The 15,519-nt window shown below is 70.9% G+C and carries 15 protein-coding genes; 9 read left to right on the plus strand and 6 right to left on the minus strand.

Annotation, left to right across the window (positions count from 1 at the left end; genetic code table 11):
• The first annotated feature begins 234 nt into the window (after nt 1-234).
• Nucleotides 235-3,420: a glycoside hydrolase family 3 C-terminal domain-containing protein gene (locus DN069_RS08185; RefSeq protein WP_207892087.1), complete on the plus strand. Its 3,186-nt coding sequence runs from the start codon at nt 235-237 to the stop codon at nt 3,418-3,420.
• 148 nt (nt 3,421-3,568) lie between these two features.
• On the opposite strand, the gene DN069_RS08190 is transcribed toward DN069_RS08185, so the two are convergent.
• The 3 genes from DN069_RS08190 to DN069_RS08200 form a co-directional block, all read right to left on the minus strand.
• Entirely contained in the window at nt 3,569-4,861 is a 1,293-nt protein-coding gene (locus DN069_RS08190) for a hypothetical protein (protein ID WP_111500183.1), read from the minus strand.
• Nucleotides 4,858-5,394: a sigma-70 family RNA polymerase sigma factor gene (locus DN069_RS08195; protein WP_111500184.1), complete on the minus strand. Its 537-nt coding sequence runs from the start codon at nt 5,392-5,394 to the stop codon at nt 4,858-4,860. The genes DN069_RS08190 and DN069_RS08195 overlap by 4 nt, the downstream gene beginning before the upstream one ends.
• 159 nt (nt 5,395-5,553) lie before the next feature.
• A complete protein-coding gene (locus DN069_RS08200; protein ID WP_111500185.1) occupies nt 5,554-6,681 on the minus strand; it encodes a hypothetical protein in 1,128 nt (375 codons plus the stop codon).
• A 321-nt stretch (nt 6,682-7,002) separates the two neighbouring features.
• Between DN069_RS08200 and DN069_RS08205 the strand changes: the two genes are divergently transcribed.
• On the plus strand, nt 7,003-7,254 hold the full coding sequence (locus DN069_RS08205) for a hypothetical protein (protein ID WP_111500186.1): 252 nt from the start codon (nt 7,003-7,005) through the stop codon (nt 7,252-7,254).
• Between the two features lie 50 nt (nt 7,255-7,304).
• Here DN069_RS08205 and DN069_RS08210 read toward each other — a convergent pair whose 3' ends face one another.
• The 3 genes from DN069_RS08210 to DN069_RS08220 all read right to left on the minus strand — a co-directional run bounded on the left by DN069_RS08210 (nt 7,305) and on the right by DN069_RS08220 (nt 9,780).
• Nucleotides 7,305-8,228, minus strand: coding sequence for an LLM class F420-dependent oxidoreductase (locus tag DN069_RS08210; protein ID WP_111500187.1), 924 nt, complete (start codon nt 8,226-8,228; stop codon nt 7,305-7,307).
• A 93-nt stretch (nt 8,229-8,321) separates the two neighbouring features.
• Nucleotides 8,322-9,035, minus strand: coding sequence for a maleylpyruvate isomerase family mycothiol-dependent enzyme (locus tag DN069_RS08215; RefSeq protein ID WP_111500188.1), 714 nt, complete (start codon nt 9,033-9,035; stop codon nt 8,322-8,324).
• A 130-nt stretch (nt 9,036-9,165) separates the two neighbouring features.
• A complete protein-coding gene (locus DN069_RS08220) occupies nt 9,166-9,780 on the minus strand; it encodes a TetR/AcrR family transcriptional regulator (protein WP_111500189.1) in 615 nt (204 codons plus the stop codon).
• Nucleotides 9,781-9,896: 116 nt separating this feature from the next.
• Between DN069_RS08220 and DN069_RS08225 the strand changes: the two genes are divergently transcribed.
• The 7 genes from DN069_RS08225 (at nt 9,897) to ureG (ending at nt 15,418) form a co-directional block, all read left to right on the plus strand.
• Complete coding sequence (locus DN069_RS08225) at nt 9,897-10,175, plus strand: putative antibiotic biosynthesis monooxygenase (RefSeq protein ID WP_243639001.1); 279 nt, start codon at nt 9,897-9,899, stop codon at nt 10,173-10,175.
• Between the two features lie 301 nt (nt 10,176-10,476).
• Nucleotides 10,477-10,782, plus strand: coding sequence for an urease subunit gamma (locus tag DN069_RS08230; protein ID WP_111500190.1), 306 nt, complete (start codon nt 10,477-10,479; stop codon nt 10,780-10,782).
• 3 nt (nt 10,783-10,785) lie between these two features.
• Complete coding sequence (locus DN069_RS08235) at nt 10,786-11,823, plus strand: cobalamin biosynthesis protein CbiX (RefSeq protein ID WP_207892088.1); 1,038 nt, start codon at nt 10,786-10,788, stop codon at nt 11,821-11,823.
• Between the two features lie 89 nt (nt 11,824-11,912).
• Entirely contained in the window at nt 11,913-12,365 is a 453-nt protein-coding gene (locus DN069_RS08240; protein WP_111500191.1) for an urease subunit beta, read from the plus strand.
• Entirely contained in the window at nt 12,365-14,089 is a 1,725-nt protein-coding gene (gene ureC, locus DN069_RS08245; RefSeq protein WP_111500192.1) for an urease subunit alpha, read from the plus strand. Before DN069_RS08240 ends, ureC begins: the two co-directional genes overlap by 1 nt.
• Nucleotides 14,086-14,778 carry an urease accessory protein UreF gene (locus DN069_RS08250; RefSeq protein ID WP_111500193.1) on the plus strand — a complete coding sequence of 231 codons (693 nt, stop codon included), beginning with the start codon at nt 14,086-14,088 and terminating at the stop codon, nt 14,776-14,778. Before ureC ends, DN069_RS08250 begins: the two co-directional genes overlap by 4 nt.
• A 16-nt stretch (nt 14,779-14,794) precedes the next feature.
• The gene (ureG, locus tag DN069_RS08255; RefSeq protein WP_111500194.1) at nt 14,795-15,418 is read left to right on the plus strand and encodes an urease accessory protein UreG; all 624 of its coding nucleotides are present in this window, start codon (nt 14,795-14,797) and stop codon (nt 15,416-15,418) included.
• Nucleotides 15,419-15,519: the final 101 nt, after the last annotated feature.

Below are 15,519 nucleotides of genomic sequence, written 5' to 3' on the forward strand. Positions count from 1 at the left end.
CAATTTTCAAGGGTCGTAGCGTCAGCATGCCGACGTGCTGGAGGTCCGAGCAGCCGCAGGAACCCCACCTGGTTGCAACGGGCTCAGCAACCGGGAGTCCCTTCCCCGGCGGTCGGCCGAATGTCCTTCGCGAACCGCAAGCATTCCGCGAGTCCGGCCCAGCGACCCGGTCGGGCTCGAACGAACGGTCCTGCACTGCCCTGCCCAGATCCACCCCACTTCCTGGGAGGTCTCGTGTACAAAGCTCGAACGCAGGCAAAACGACGAACCTCGGCTCTTGCCGTCCTGGCGCTGATCGCCGGCGGCGCGGGGATGCTCAACGGTGCCGGCGCCGCGAACGCCGCCACCGCGGCGGCGACCGGCGTCAGCGCCGCGTGCCCCTGGGTGCACTCCAGCGCACCGATCCCGCAGCGGGTCAGCCAGGTCCTCGCGCGGATGACACTCGATCAGAAGATCTCGCTCATGTCCGGAGTCGGTTCACGCTACTCCGGCGCCACCCCCGCCATCGGCTCGCTGTGCATCCCCGCCACGACCCTGGCGGACGGCCCCGCGGGGGTGGGTGACGACAACGGGTTCCAGGGCGCCACCCAGCTTCCGGCGCCGGTCGACCTGGCCGCCACCTGGGACACGAGCGCCGAGCGGACCTACGGCCAAGTGATCGGCGCCGAACAGGCCGCCAAGGGCGCCACGATCGACCTCGGTCCGACCATCAACATCACCCGCGACCCGCGCTGGGGCCGCGCCTTCGAAACGGTCGGTGAAGACCCCTACCTCAACGGGCAGATGGGCGCTGCCGACATCCTCGGCGTGCAGTCCACCGGGGTGATGGCCCAGGTCAAGCACCTGGCCGTCTACAACCAGGAGACCAACCGCAACACCCCCGCCGACAACGCGATCGTCAGCGACCAGGCACTGCAGGAGATCTACCTCCCTGCCTTCCAAACCGCCGTGCAGCAGAGCGCACCCTCGTCGGTGATGTGCTCCTACAGCACCATCAACAACACCCCCGCCTGCCAGAACACCCAGATCCTGGACTCCGCGCTGCGCAAGCAGTTCGGCTTCACCGGCTTCGTCACCTCCGACTGGAGCGCGACGCAGTCCACCGTCGCCTCGGCCAACGCCGGCCTCGACCAGGACATGCCGCCCGGCGACCCCTACTACGGCAACGCCCTGAAGTCGGCCGTCACCTCCGGCCAGGTGAGCCAGTCGACCATCGACACCTCCGTCTCGCGGATCCTCACCCAGATGTTCGCCTTCGGACAGTTCGACCAGGCACCGACCGGCTCACCCGCGCAACCGGCCACCAGCACGGCCAACCAGAGCGCCGCCGGGCAACTCGCTGCCGAAGGCACGGTGCTGCTGAAGAACAGCGGCAACCTTCTACCGCTGGGAGCGTCCGCCAGCTCGATCGCGGTGATCGGTGCCGCCTCTGCCAACGCGATGACCGCCGGCGGCGGCAGCGCCCACGTCGCCTCCAGCGGCACCGTCACCCCGCTGGACGCCATCACCGCACGCGCCGGCAGCGGAACCACCGTGAAGTACGACGACGGCACAAACACCGCCTCGGCCGCCGCCCTGGCGGCGTCCTCCAGCGTGGCCGTGGTCTTCGTCAACAAGGGCGAGAGTGAGGGCTGGGACCTCGGCGACATCGACCTGGGCTCGCAGAACACGCTGATCTCCGCGGTCGCCGCGGCCAACCCCAACACGATCGTGGTGCTCAACACCGGCTCCGCGGTCACCATGCCCTGGCTGTCATCGGTCAAGGGCGTTCTGGAGGCCTGGTACCCGGGCCAGCAGGCCGGAACTGCCATCGCCTCCCTGCTGTTCGGCGACACCGACCCCTCCGGTCACCTGCCCGTGACCTTCCCCAAATCCCTCAGCGACGTGCCGGCCGCCACCGCCGCGCAGTGGCCGGGCTCCAACGGCACCGTGCAGTACTCCGAAGGCCTCGACGTCGGCTACCGCTGGTACGACGCCAAGGGCATCACGCCCCTCTTCCCCTTCGGCTACGGCCTGTCCTACACCAGCTTCTCCTTCAGTGACCTTCACGTCGGCACGCTCTCACAGGGTGGTGCGGCCACCGTCACCGCCACCGTCACCAACACCGGCTCGCGCGCCGGCGCCGACATCGCCCAGCTCTACCTCACCCAGCCCGCCTCAACAGGCGAACCTCCCCGGCAGCTGCAGGGGTTCTCCCGGGTCGACCTTCAGCCGGGGCAGAGCAAGACCGTCACCTTCCAGCTCACCCAGCGCAACCTGCAGCACTACGACTCCACCTCCGGAGCCTCCACCACCGCCACCGGTGACTACGGCATCTCCGTGGGCGACGCCGCCTCCGACGCGAACCTCCCGCTCAAGGGAACGCTGACCGTCACCTCCGGCCAGCTCGGCCAGCCGCTCACCCTCACCAGCCCCGGCCCCCAGGAAGGCCCGACCGGCACGCCGATCTCCGTGCAGGTGGCGGCCACCGACACCACCACCGGCCAGACCCCCGTCTTCGCCGCCACCGGACTCCCGGCCGGCACCTCCGTCTCCTCCACGGGACTGATCACCGGCACCCCGACCACCCCGGGGACCAGCACCGTCACCGTCACCGCCCAGGACGCCGCCGGAGCACTCGCCACGACCACCTTCCTCTGGACCGTCGTCCCCGCCGACGCCCCCGTTGCCACACCCCTGATCGGCAACGGCGGCACCTGCCTCGACCTCTACGCCGACAACAACGACGACGGCAACAAGGCCGACGTCTACGGCTGCAACGGCACAGCCGCCCAGCAGTGGTCCGAGCAACCCGACGGCACCGTCCGCGCGGACGGCAAGTGCCTGGACGTCGCAGGGGCCGGCACGGCTGACGGCACCCCCGTACAGATCTACGCCTGCAACGGCACGTCCGCCCAGGTCTGGCAGCACCAGGCGGGCGGCGCCCTGGTCAACCCCCACTCCGGCAAGTGCCTGACCGACCCGGAGGCCCTCGCGACCGACGGTACCCAGGCCGTGATCAGCGCGTGCACCGGCGCCGGGAACCAGTCCTGGGTCTCACCGGTCCACACCATCGCCGGAGTCGGCAGCGGCCGCTGCGTCGACATCCCCGGGGCCGACCCCCTGGGGGCACCGCAACTGCAGCTCTACGACTGCAACAGCACCGCGGCGCAGACCTGGTCCCAGCCGGGCGACGGCACCATCCACGCCATGGGCATGTGCCTGGACGTGGCCGCAGCCTCCACCGCCAACGGCACCCCGGTCGACACCTACCCCTGCAACGGCACCGCCGCCCAGCGGTGGACGTACAACCCCACCAACCACGAGCTGACGGCCCTCGGCAAGTGCCTCGACGCCACCGGCTTCGGCACCGCCAACGGCACCAAGCTCCAGCTCTGGGACTGCAACGACACCTCCAACCAGCAATGGAATCTTCCCTAGTGAGCTCCTGGGCAGTCGCGGACCGCCCCAAGCGGTCCGATCACTGAGTGCGGGAGATACCGCCCGGTCCCACGACCGTGCGGTATCTCCGGCTCCTCGTCAGCGTCGTCGGGATCCTGGTCGAAGCCCCGGACCGCAGGACCACGGGTCACCCGCCCGAGCCCCAGGTCGGGCTCTCGGCGATGGCGGTCAGCTGGTCGATCGTCAGTACCGGGGTGGGGCGGCTGCGTGCGCCCGTGAGACCGACGCTGTTGAGGGCGACCACGACGATGCGGGTGTTGCCGCGCTGGACGGCGACCCAATACTGCGCGGTGCCCGCGCCACCCTGGCCGGGGGTCTGCTTGGAGCCGAGCCAGGATCCGTCGGGGAGGCGGGTCGCGTTCGGGTAGTCCTTCAGGAAGGCGGACAGGCCCGCCGGCGTGTTCGCGCCGCCAATGACTTCCCAACCGTAGACGCTGCCCTTGCCCTGGCTGTCGGTCAGCACCATGGTGTTGCCCATCGTGGGGTTGTCCGCGCCCGTGGCGCCGGAGATGGCGAAGCCGGACGGGATGAGGCGGTAGAAGATGGCACCGATACCGTCCGGGCCGAACGGGGTGTTGACGTCGTTGCTCTGGCCACCGACGGCGGGGATGGCGGTGAGCTGCGGGTCCCAGAGCGGACTGGTCACCATCTGCTGGAGCCGCGCGGCATCGAACGGAGGCTCGGCGCGCGTGGGGGTGTAGCCCTTGTCGCCGGGCGCGTTCTCCTCCTGGATCACCACCCGGGCCCCGTCCGGGGCGGCGTAGGTCGCGGTCCACATTGCGTTCCACATGCCCGGCTTCGCGTTCAGCTTGGTCAGGTTGAACACGCCGCCGTCGGGCAGGCGCACCGTCCGGCAGTCGTCCGGCTTCGGCGTCCCCTGGACGACTGCGCAGGTGAACGGCGGCTTCGTGGTGTCGGGGTGGTTCCAGCGGCTGAGGTCGGCCCAGACCGACGACAGCCCGTGCCCGTCGTCGTAGAGGCCCCAGGCGCCAGGCTCGAACAAACCGCTGCCGAGGGGGGTCGCCGAGCCCTTGTCGTGCAGACCCTGGCCACCCATGACGGTGAGCTTGCCCGATGCCACGACGCGCTGGAAGACGGCCGCCACCTGCAGGGCCTCCGCGTCCAGCCTGCCCGGTGTGGGCAGCGGCGGCTGCTGCGTGCGCGGCTCGTGCGGACCGGGAGAGGATGTTGCGGCGGGGCTGGGGGGCGCGGCCGGCACGGCGGTGCTGCCGCCGCCGGAGAGCAGGCCGGGCAGGAGCCAGCAGCAGGCGACGAGAGCCACGACGGCAGAGGTGGCGACGACGCGGTGGGTCCGACGGCGACGGCGAATGCGGTCGCCGAGGTGGTGCAGGTCGACCTGGTGCGGCCCCGCGAGCTCGGCGAGTTCCCGCAGTCCGTCGGCGATGGGCGGCTCGTTCACCGGTTCCCTCCCGTGCTGCTGACGTGTGCCGGACGTGCGGGTCCGCCCAGGACGGCGGACATGCGCGAGGAGGCGTCACTCAGGTGCCGCTTGACCGTACCCTCGCTCAGCCGCAACCGGTGGGCCACCTCGGCCACCGTCAGGTCCTCGTAGAACCGCAGAACCACGCAGACGCGTTGACGTGGCGACAGCGAGTCCAGTGCGGCGAGCAGGTCGAGGCGCCGGTCGGCGCCCTCGCCGTGGTCCGGGACCACCTCCGCCTGCGGACCGCCGCTCAGACGCGGCAGCAGCCGCCGCAACCGCTGTTGGCGCCGGTACTGGTCGAGGTAGCGGTTGAGCATCGTCCGGCGGACGTAGCCCTCCACGTCCCGGACAGTCCATCCGCCCTTCGGGTGGGTGAAGACGCGGACCAGCGCGTCCTGGAACAGATCGGCGCCCTCACTGCGGTTGCCGCAGAGCAGGAACCCGTACCTGTTCAGTTCTGTGCCGCGGACTTCCACCAGTTCCGCGAGCAGTTCGGACCACTCGGCCACTCGTCCCCCCCTCGTCCCTCCATCACCTCATACGAACAACAGCGGGATCCGGTTGGGGGTGTCCCTGCCCTGCCGCGCTGTGCTGTGCCGTGGCGCCCGCCGTCCCCCGGCCCCGCCGGGCCGGGGGCGGTGGGCACCACGGTCAGCCTGACCTGCAGGTCAGTTCGCGGCGCCCCAGGCGGGGCTCTCGGCGATGGCCGTCAGCTGCGCGATGCTCAGCACCGGCGCCGGACGCGTGCGGGTCCCGTCGGGGCCGACGCTGTTGAGGGCGACGACCGTGACGACGGAGTGTCCGCGGTAGACCGAGACCCAGAACTGCTCGGTGCCCGCGTGGCGACCGGCGACCCGCTTGACGCCGAGCCAGCCGCCGCCGGGCAGGGCCGCTGCGGTCGGGTACTGCTTGTGGAACTGGGTCGACAAGAAGGCCGTCGAGCTCGAGGCCATGACCGTGTTGTAGACACTGCCGCGGCCGTGGGCGTCACTCAGCACCACCGTGTTGCCGGGCGCGGGGAACATGCTCCCCTGCGCTCCCATGATGGTGAAGCCGGACGGGATCAGCCGGTAGAAGATCGCGCCTATCCCGTCCGGCCCGAACGGCGTGTTCAGGTTGCTCGGCTGCGCGCCTGCCGCCGGGATGTCGTCGATCACCCTCGCCCACACCGGATTGGTGACGGCGGCCTGGAGCTGCGCGAGTGTCAGCGGCGGGTTGACGCGGGTCGCCAGCTGCTTGTCGTAGACGGAGTTGGACTCCTGCAGCACGACCCGGCCGCCGTCCCGACGCGCATAGGTGGCGGTCCAGATCCGCTCCCAGCCGCCCTGCGGATTCGCGAAGTCCTGCCGCGTCAGGCTGACGACGGCGCCGCCGGCCAGATGCACGACAGTGCAGTGCCGGTTGCTGCCCGTCGGCTCCGAGGTCTTGCAGGTGAACGGCTCCTGCCGGGGGTCGGGCCGGTTCCAGCGGGTGACGTCCACCCAGATGCCTGCCGGACCGTGGCCGTCGTCGTACCTGACCCAAGCGCCCGGCTCGAACAGGCCGTCGCCGTACGGGCTCGGCAGACCCTTGTCCTTGACGCCCCGTCCGGTCCCGTCGCTGACCTTGCCGCGTGCGGGCAGCACGTGAGTGAGCAGGGCGACCATCTGCCGGCCGGTGACCGTGCCCGCGCCGACACCGTGCGCCGACTCCGTCGCCCGGCCGCTCTGCGGGGCGCTCTGCCGTGTCTCGGCCATCGCGCTCGGCAGCACCGCCCCGCCCGTGGCGACGACCGCCGTCACGGCGGCAGCCGCCATGGCCCACCGCCGCCCGGACCGCCCGCGCACGCTCCGTCGCCCGCGCGGTTCTGTGCCGACTCGATCAGAGATCACGTTTCGTTCCTTCGCGTCTTCGTTCGTTCAGGCCGTGACCGCCGTTCAGGTGGTCACCGAACCCCTTCTCGGACAAGACACGAACGACATCGGAGAAACGTTGGGGGGGTGAATGGCTCAGTCCACCCACACACGGACGAGGCATCGGCCGGCGCCCGGATCCGTCGGATCGGTGAAAGCCGTTCGGCCGTGCAGCACGACGGTGTTGTCCAGCAGAGGAAGTCACCTGGGCGCACGCGCTCAGGGGTGTTCCTCGCCACCTACGGGCAGCAGCCGATCGAGCTGGGGAAGTACGGCACCAGCGTCAACGGCGTGCTGTGGCCGCCGAAGCAGCTGATCCGGCTCACGCTGGGAACCGACGCCGACAACAGCCATGACGCCATCCGGGCCCTCAGCCGGCTCGGTCATGTCACCTACGAGCCGACGAAGCTCACGGCCGCGGGGCTGCCGATCGTACGCGCGCCCCCGGCGCTGACCGCACGGCAGCAGAGAGCATGAAGCCCGCCCCCATGAGTGCTCGGGGGCGGGGCGGTTCGCGTCCGACGAGGTCAACTCAGCTGGGGCATCACCTGGTCCGCCACGAGCACCAGGTGCTCCAGGTCGTCGAGGTCCAGGATCTGCAGGTAGATCCTGGTGCTGCCGGTCTCGGCATATCGGCCGAGCTTGTCGACGACTTCGGCGGGGGTGCCGGCCAGACCGTTCTCCTTGAGCTCCGCCACATCCCGGCCGATGGCCGCGGCGCGGCGGCTGACCTCGGCGTCGTCGCGGCCCACGCAGGCGACCAGAGCGTTGCTGTAGATCAGGGAGTCCGGTGCGCGGCCGTGCGCCGCCGCGGCCTCGCGGACGCGCGTGATCTGGGCGGCGGTGTCGGCCACCGAGGCGAAGGGGAGGTTGAACTCGTCGGCGAAGCGCGCGGCGAGCCGGGGTGTGCGCTCCGCGCCCATGCCCCCGATCAGGACGGGGATCCGCTCCTGCGCGGGCTTCGGCAGCGCGGGGGAGTCCTTGAGTTGGTAGTAGCGGCCCTCGAAGTCGAAGGTCTTGCCCGGTTCGGTCCGCCACAGACCGGTGACGATCGCGAGCTGCTCCTCCAGTCTGCCGATCCTGGCGGCGGGGAAGGGGATGCCGTACGCCCGGTGCTCGGCCTCGTACCAGCCCGCGCCGAGGCCGAGTTCGATGCGGCCGCCGCTCATCTGGTCGACCTGGGCGACCTGGATGGCGAGGACTCCGGGCAGTCGGAACGTCGCGGCCGTCATGAGTGTCCCCAGACGGATCCGGGAGGTCTCCCGCGCCAGGCCGGCGAGCGTGATCCAGGCGTCGGTGGGCCCGGGCAGGCCGTCCACCTCGCCCATCCTCAGGTAGTGGTCCGAACGGAAGAACCCGTCGTAGCCCAGGTCTTCGGTGGCTTTGGCCACCCGGAGGAGCGTCTGGTAGTCGGCACCCTGCTGGGGCTCGGTAAAGATGCGCAGATCCACGCGACCAGGGTAGGCCAGATCGCCGGGGCTGAACGCTGCAGCGCTGCCTCCTTGTTGAGTCCGAGCTGGTTCGCCCGTCGGCAAGGTCGCGTTTCAGAGCCAGCGGGGGAGTTCGGGGAGGGGCGCCGACGATTCCAGGTCCGTTCCCGGCGTGCGTCCGGACAGCCAGGCGAGGATGTCCGCCGGATTGCCCCGGATCACGGGGGCGCCGGAGCCGTGGCTCCCGAGTGGGTGCCCGGCGGTGTCGCGCAGGTCGAGGTCCGGTGCGCCGTCGGCTTCGGCGTAGTAGCCGAGAACATCGTCCAGGATGATCCGCAAGGCCGGCTCGGGGATGTCGCCGAACCCGTAGCCGAGGTCCAGGTCCACGTGGTGCAGCTCCAGTTCACGAAGCCGGATCACCAGAATGCGGCGTGGGGTGCACAGTTCACCGGTGAAGGGCCTGATGGACGTCTCCCATGCCTGCGGCGGAAGCTCCTCCATCGCCTGCCGCAGGTGCGCGGCGGTCTCCTCGATGTCCGCCACCAGGGCTGACGCGGACCGCTGCGCGCCGGCTTCGATCTCGGTGTCGCGGGCCTCCCGGCTCGCGTACTGCGGTGTGCGCACCCCCGTTCGGGCCCATTCCAGCAGCCGCTCCAGTGCCGGGGCCTGGCGGGCAAGGTGGTTGAGGACGTGGCCGCGGCTCCAGCCGGGCAGGAGGGACGGCGCGGAGACGTCGCCGTCGGTCAGCCCGGCCAGTCCGGAGCGGAGTCGGCCTGTCGCGGCGGCGATCAAGGCGAAGGACTCCGGCGTCGCGTCCAGCTCCTTCATGGCAGCACCCCCGTTGCTCTTCCGTGGTACGGAAGTTGGATTCCGACTGCTGACAATCTGCCATGGTGTGCTGATCGGTGTCCATGGCGAGCGGAGCGCGCTGAGGCAGAGTCGGGGGTTAACAACGGCGCTATGACGAGCGAGTCGTCATCTTGCGGGCCAGCAGCATGATCGCCTCCCGGTCCGAGGCGGGCTGGGGTGAGTTGGGCGGGGCGAACAGCAGACGGGTCAGCTGCGGCAGCATGATCCAGGACGTCACCAGCGCGATCACCGCGAACATGAGCCGCCCGGGGTCCAGTTCGTCGGTCAGTGCCTCGGCGCGCTGTGCCGCGGCGATGGCCCCGACCTTCTCGGCGTAGTGGGCGAGCCGCTCGGACTCGGCGGCCAGCGGTTCGCCCGAACCGAATCCTGGGCCGGCGCCGCGCTGCAGGCCTTCCCAGGCCAGCAGCCTCGTGAAGTGCGGGTTGGCCACGTGGTAGTCGTAGCAGCGCCCGGCGTAGTCGGCGAGGTCCTCCGCGTGTTGCGGTGTGAGCGGGACGGACGCGGCGAGCTTGCCCATCTCGGCCGTCAGGACGGCGGCGAAGAGCTGCTCCTTGTTGCCGAAGTACTGGTAGATCCGCTCCTTGTTCACTCCCGCCCGTGTGGCGATCCTGGCAATTCGGGCGCCCTCGGGGCCGTGCTCGGCGAACTCCTCGACGGCGGCGGTGAGGAGGAGCTGCTGTGTGCGTGCGGTGTCCCAGGCCATGGCCTCAGAATACCGGGAGTCCAACCGTATGGTTGGACTCAGGGCCGGGGCTGTGCGAGACTCCAACCAGTTGGTTGGAGTCGGTTGACCCCGACCCTCGTTCAAGGGGGGAACACATGATGCAGACCATGTCGACCGTCGTCGTCGCCGATGACGCCGGCCGCACGGCCCCGGTGACCCGCGGGCCCTCCGTCCACCGCCGGGCGCTGCTCACCTGGCTGGCCGTCTACCCCACCATCACCGGGGCCTTTCTCTTGTTCGGCCCGTTCACCGCCCACCTGCCCATGGCCGTGCGGACCCTGGTGATGACCGGGCTGGTCGTCCCCGTCGTCGTCTACGTGCTGATGCCGGCTCTCCTGCGCGCCGAGGCCCGCCTGATGCGACGTCGAGGCTGACGGCTGCGCCGGACCGATCGCGGTCGTTGATCTGGACGGGGGTGCCGTTGCCGGCGCCCCCGTTCCGCACGTCCGGGCACTTTTTGGCGAGGCGGCTGGATGAGCGGCTGACCTGTGGAGATCACCAGGCTGAGAAAGAACTGGTTAAGGAAAGCGCTCGTTGCTGCAACAACATGTTGACGAGTGTGGGCGTCACCCCTACGGTCCTCTCGAACGGAATTATGTTTCCGTATCGTGGAACATTGTCAGGGTGGCCCGGCTCGACTGCGGGCAGCCCTGACGCCCGCAGAAGGAGCGCCCCATGAATCTCGCGCCGCGTGAGATCGAAAAGCTCTACGTCTACGTCGTGGCCGATCTGGCCCGCCGACGCCGCGATCGCGGCGTGAAGCTCAACTACAGCGAGGCCGTCGCGCTGATCAGCGAAGGCATCCTGGAAGGTGCCCGCGACGGGCGAACCGTCGCCGAGTGCATGGAACTCGGCAAGGGCATCGTCGCGGCCGACGACGTGATGCCCGGCGTGCGCGAGATGCTCCCGCTCCTGCAGATCGAGGCGGCCTTCGTGGACGGCACCAAACTGGTCTCGTGCCACGACCCGGTCGGAGCCTGAGGCATGGGGCCAGCCGGTGTGCCGGCCACCCTTGTACTGGTCGGCGGGCACGAGAGCGTCGGCGCGCAGGAACTCCGGCCGCTGGTGGAGCGCGGAACCGCGTTCCGCGCCGTCACCGTCGGTCGAGAGCTGACCCGCGCGGTCATGGACGCGCTCACGGCCGTGCCGGAGCGGCCGGTCTGCGTGGTGCCGATGACGCTGGGCCGCGACCCGCGTTTGGTCGCCGACGCGGCTCGCGCGCTGCGGTGGCTCACGCGGGAGCGGGGCGCCGACGTCCGAAGGGGCGACCACCGGGGCGCCGACGTCCGAGGCGGTGACGTCCGCGGCGGGAAGCGCATCGCCCTGACCGAACCGTTCGGCAGCGCCGGCCATCTGGTCGGCTGGCTCCGCGCCGCCACCGGCCGCGCCTGCGCAGACCTCGCCGCGGACCCCACCAACGCGGTCGCGACGGACCGCCCCAGCACCGGCGCCCCGGGGCCGGACGCCGGCGCCACCGCGGTGCTGCTCACCGCCCCCGCCGCCGGCCCGTTCGAGGACGCCGAGCTCTTCCGGGTCGCGCGGCTGGTGCGGCAGTACGGCGCCCACCGCTGGGTGGAGGTGGCCTTCCACGGCGGCGACCCCGACCTCGCCAACGGAGTGGATCGCTGCCGCCGACTGGGCGCGGCCCGGGTCCTGCTCGTCCCGGCCGGTTTCGCGCCCGCCGCACCGACGCCGACATCGACGGCCGCAGTGGTGGACGGCGGACCCCTGCTCACCCCGTACGCCGTCGCCGGAGTCCTCACCGCCCGCACGCAGGAAGCCCTGCGACGGCTGCGCGAGGGCGACGACGGCATCGCCGACGGGCTCGACGCCGAGCACGGCCACGGCTACGCCCACACGCACGCCGCGACCGAACCGCACCGCCATCACCACAGCCACGACCACGACCAGCACGGGCGACTCCACCCCCACCGTCACGAGCCGGGCGCCACCTCACCCACCGGGAACGCCCACGCCCACACCCACAGCGCGCGCCACGACGTCCTGCAAGCCCACCACTGACGTCCCCCCGTCCCCGCCGCTCGCACGTCACCAGCCCCACCGCCGAGACCCTCCGGGCTCGCGCTTGACGACGCCGAAAGAGAGATGCCATGTCAGCAGGCAGACCCGCCTACCTCTACGGAGAGGCGCCGGTCGAGATCAACGCCGGCCGGGCCACGGCACGCGTCCGGGTGAGCAACACCGGTGACCGGGCGATCCAGGTCGGTTCGCACTACCACTTCTTCGAGGCGAACCGGGCCCTGGACTTCGAGCGCGCGCAGGCCTACGGGATGCACCTCGACCTGCCGGCCGGGACCGGCGTCCGGTTCGAGCCGGGCGACACCCGCGACGTGGATCTGGTCGCCTTCGCCGGGCACCGGCGACTGGTCGGGTTCAGCGGCCTGGTCGACGGCGGCCTGAACGCGGCCGACACGCGCGCCAAGGCGCTGCGCCGCGCCGCCGAACTCGGCTTCCTCGGCGCGCGCCCGGGGAGCGACGTCGTCGGAGAAGCCGTCGGCGCGACGCTGGCCTTCGACAAGGACGCGAAGGGCGGCGACGCCTGATGGCGCTGATCCCGCGCAGCCAGTACACCGACCTCTTCGGCCCGACCGTCGGTGACCGGTTCCACCTGGCCGACACCAACCTGGTGGTCGAGATCGAGCAGGACCACAACGAGGGCCACTACGGCGACGAGGCCGTCTACGGCGGTGGCAAGGGCATCCGGGACGGGATGGCCCAGGACCCGGCGGCGACCAACCTCACGGGCGCGCTCGACCTGGTCATCACCAACGTGGTGGTGCTGGACCCGGTGCTCGGCGTGGTCAAGGGCGACATCGGCGTCAAGGACGGCTTCATCACCGCCGTCGGCAAGGCGGGCAACCCGCGGCTGCAGAGCGGCGTGCATCCCAAGCTGGTGATCGGGCCGGGCACCGAGGTGGTCTCGGGCGAGCACCTGATCGCCACCGCGGGCGGCGTGGACACGCACATCCACTTCATCGCCCCGCAGCAGGCCCAGGAGGGCCTGACCAACGGCATCACCACCTTCATCGGCGGCGGCACCGGCCCGACCGACGGCACCAACGGGACCACCTGCACGCCCGGTCCGTGGAACATCGGCCGGATGTACCAGGCGGTCGAGGAGATGCCGGTCAACACCGGCCTGCTGGGCAAGGGCAACGGCTCGCTTCCGGAGGCGCTGCGCGAGCAGGTCGAGGCGGGCGTCTGCGGTCTCAAGGTGCACGAGGACTGGGGCGCGACTCCGGCGACCATCGACACCGCGCTGCGCGTGGCCGACGAGTACGACGTGCAGGTCGCGATCCACACCGACACCCTCAACGAGTCGGGCTTCTTCGAGGACACCCTCTCGGCGATCGACGGCCGGACCATCCACACCTTCCATACCGAAGGTGCCGGCGGCGGCCACGCGCCCGACATCATGCGGATCGCCGGCGAGCCCAACGTCCTTCCCTCGTCGACCAATCCGACGCTGCCCTACACCGTGAACTCGGTCGACGAGCTGCTCGACATGGTGATGGTCTGTCACCACCTCAGCCATGACGTCCCGGAGGACGTCTCCTTCGCCGACTCCCGGGTGCGGGCCGAGACCGTCGCCGCCGAGACGGTGCTGCACGACGAGGGCGTCATCTCCATCTTCTCCTCCGACTCGCAGGCGATGGGCCGGGTGGGGGAGTCCTTCGCCCGCGCGTTCCAGACCGCCCACCACTGCAAGGACCAGCGCGGGAAGCTGGCGGGGGACAGCGAGCGCAACGACAACCAGCGGGTGCTGCGCTACCTGGCCAAGCTCACCATCAACCCGGCCATCGCCACCGGCACCGCCGACTGGATCGGCTCGCTGGAGCCCGGCAAGCTCGCGGACATCGTGCTGTGGCCGATCCACTCCTTCGGCGCCAAGCCCAAGTTGGTGATCAAGGGTGGCGTGGTCAACTGGGCGCTGATGGGCGACCCGAACGCCTCGCTGCCGACCACCCAACCCATCTACTACCGCCCCATGTTCGGGGCGATGGGCAAGGCGCGGCAGGCGACCAGGGTCTCCTTCATGTCGCAGGCGGCGATCGACCGCGGCGTGCCCGCCGAACTCGGTCTGGACAGCCGGGTGCTGCCGGTCCGCGACTGCCGCACCGTCGGCAAGCAGCACATGGTCCGCAACGACGCGCTGCCGAAGATCCAGGTGGACCCGGAGACGTACCAGGTCACCCTGGACGGCGAGCCCGCCACCATCGAGCCGGCCCGGGAACTTCCCCTCAACCACCTCTTCTACCTCGCATGAGCGCGGCCATCGACCGGCTCCTGGTCAGCCTGCAGCTCACCGACTCGGCGTTCCCGAGCGGGCTCTACACGCTCTCGCACGGCCTGGAGGGCTACGTCCAGGCCAAGCAGGTGGACGCCGAGACGATGCCGGTGCTGCTGGAGGATCTGCTGCGCCACTCCGTCGGGCCGGCGGACGCGACCGCGCTCGCGCTGGCCCACCGCGCGGTCACGGCGGGGCGGTGGGACGACCTGGTCGAGATCGACCAGCGGCTCTTCGCGAGCAAGCTCAACCGTGAGGTGCGCATCGCCTCGACCCGGACCGGGCGGCAGATGCTGGACACCGCCCGGATCGCGCTGGGCGGTGAGGAGTTGGACCACTACACCGCCCTGGTGGTGGCCAAGCGGTCGCCCGGTTGTCAGGCCGTGGCCGCCGGCGTCGCCTACGCGGCGAGCCGGGTTCCCGCCGAACAGGCCGTCGCGAGCGACCTGTTCGCGTTCTGCGTGAGCTTCGTCAGCGCGGCGCTGCGGCTGCGCCTGACGGACCACCGCCGCGCCCAGATCACCCTGCGCGCCCTCTCACCCGTGGTCGCGGAGGTCACGGCGACCGCACTGGAACGGGAGTTGGCGGACCTGGGCGGCTGCGCCCCGGTCGCCGACGCGATGTCCGGCCGCCACGAGCGCGCCGACGCGCGGATGTTCGTCTCATGAGAAAGGAAGTCGGGACATGACGGACGACGAGGTGCTCCGGGTCGGCATCGCCGGGCCGGTCGGCTCGGGCAAGACGGCGCTGATCGAGGCGCTGGTCCCGGTGCTGATCGGCCGTGGCCGACGGCCCGCGGTGATCACCAACGACATCTACACCCAGGAGGACGCCCAGCACGTCCGCCGCAACCTGGCCGGGATGCTCGACCCCGAGCGGGTGGTCGGCGTGGAGACCGGCGCCTGCCCGCACACCGCCGTGCGCGACGACCCGACGATGAACCTGGCCGCCGGGGCCGAACTCCTGGAGCGGTTCCCGGACATAGACACGCTCATCTACGAGTCGGGCGGCGACAACCTGACGCTGACCTTCAGCCCGGTCCTGGTGGACATGTTCTTCTTCGTGCTGGACACCGCCGAGGGGGAGAAGATGCCGCGCAAGCGCGGTCCGGGCATCACCGACTCGGACGTGCTGGTCATCAACAAGATCGACATCGCCCGGTACGTGCGCACCGACCTCGACGTGATGACGTCCGACGCCGACCGCGTCCGTGAGGGCCGACCGGTGGTGCTCACCAACAGCCTGACCGGCGAGGGCCTGGACCGCGTCGCCGACCTGCTGGAGTCCTACCGCCGGGTCCCCGCATGACGACCGTCGCCCGCCCCCTGGCCTCCGGCCCGGCCGCCCGCCCGGCTGCTGCCGGCCCGGCCGCCCGCCCGGCTGCTGCCGGCCCGGCCGCGCGCCCGGAC

This window comes from Streptacidiphilus pinicola, assembly GCF_003258295.1.
In the GTDB taxonomy this organism is placed as follows: Bacteria; Actinomycetota; Actinomycetes; order Streptomycetales; family Streptomycetaceae; genus Streptacidiphilus; species Streptacidiphilus pinicola.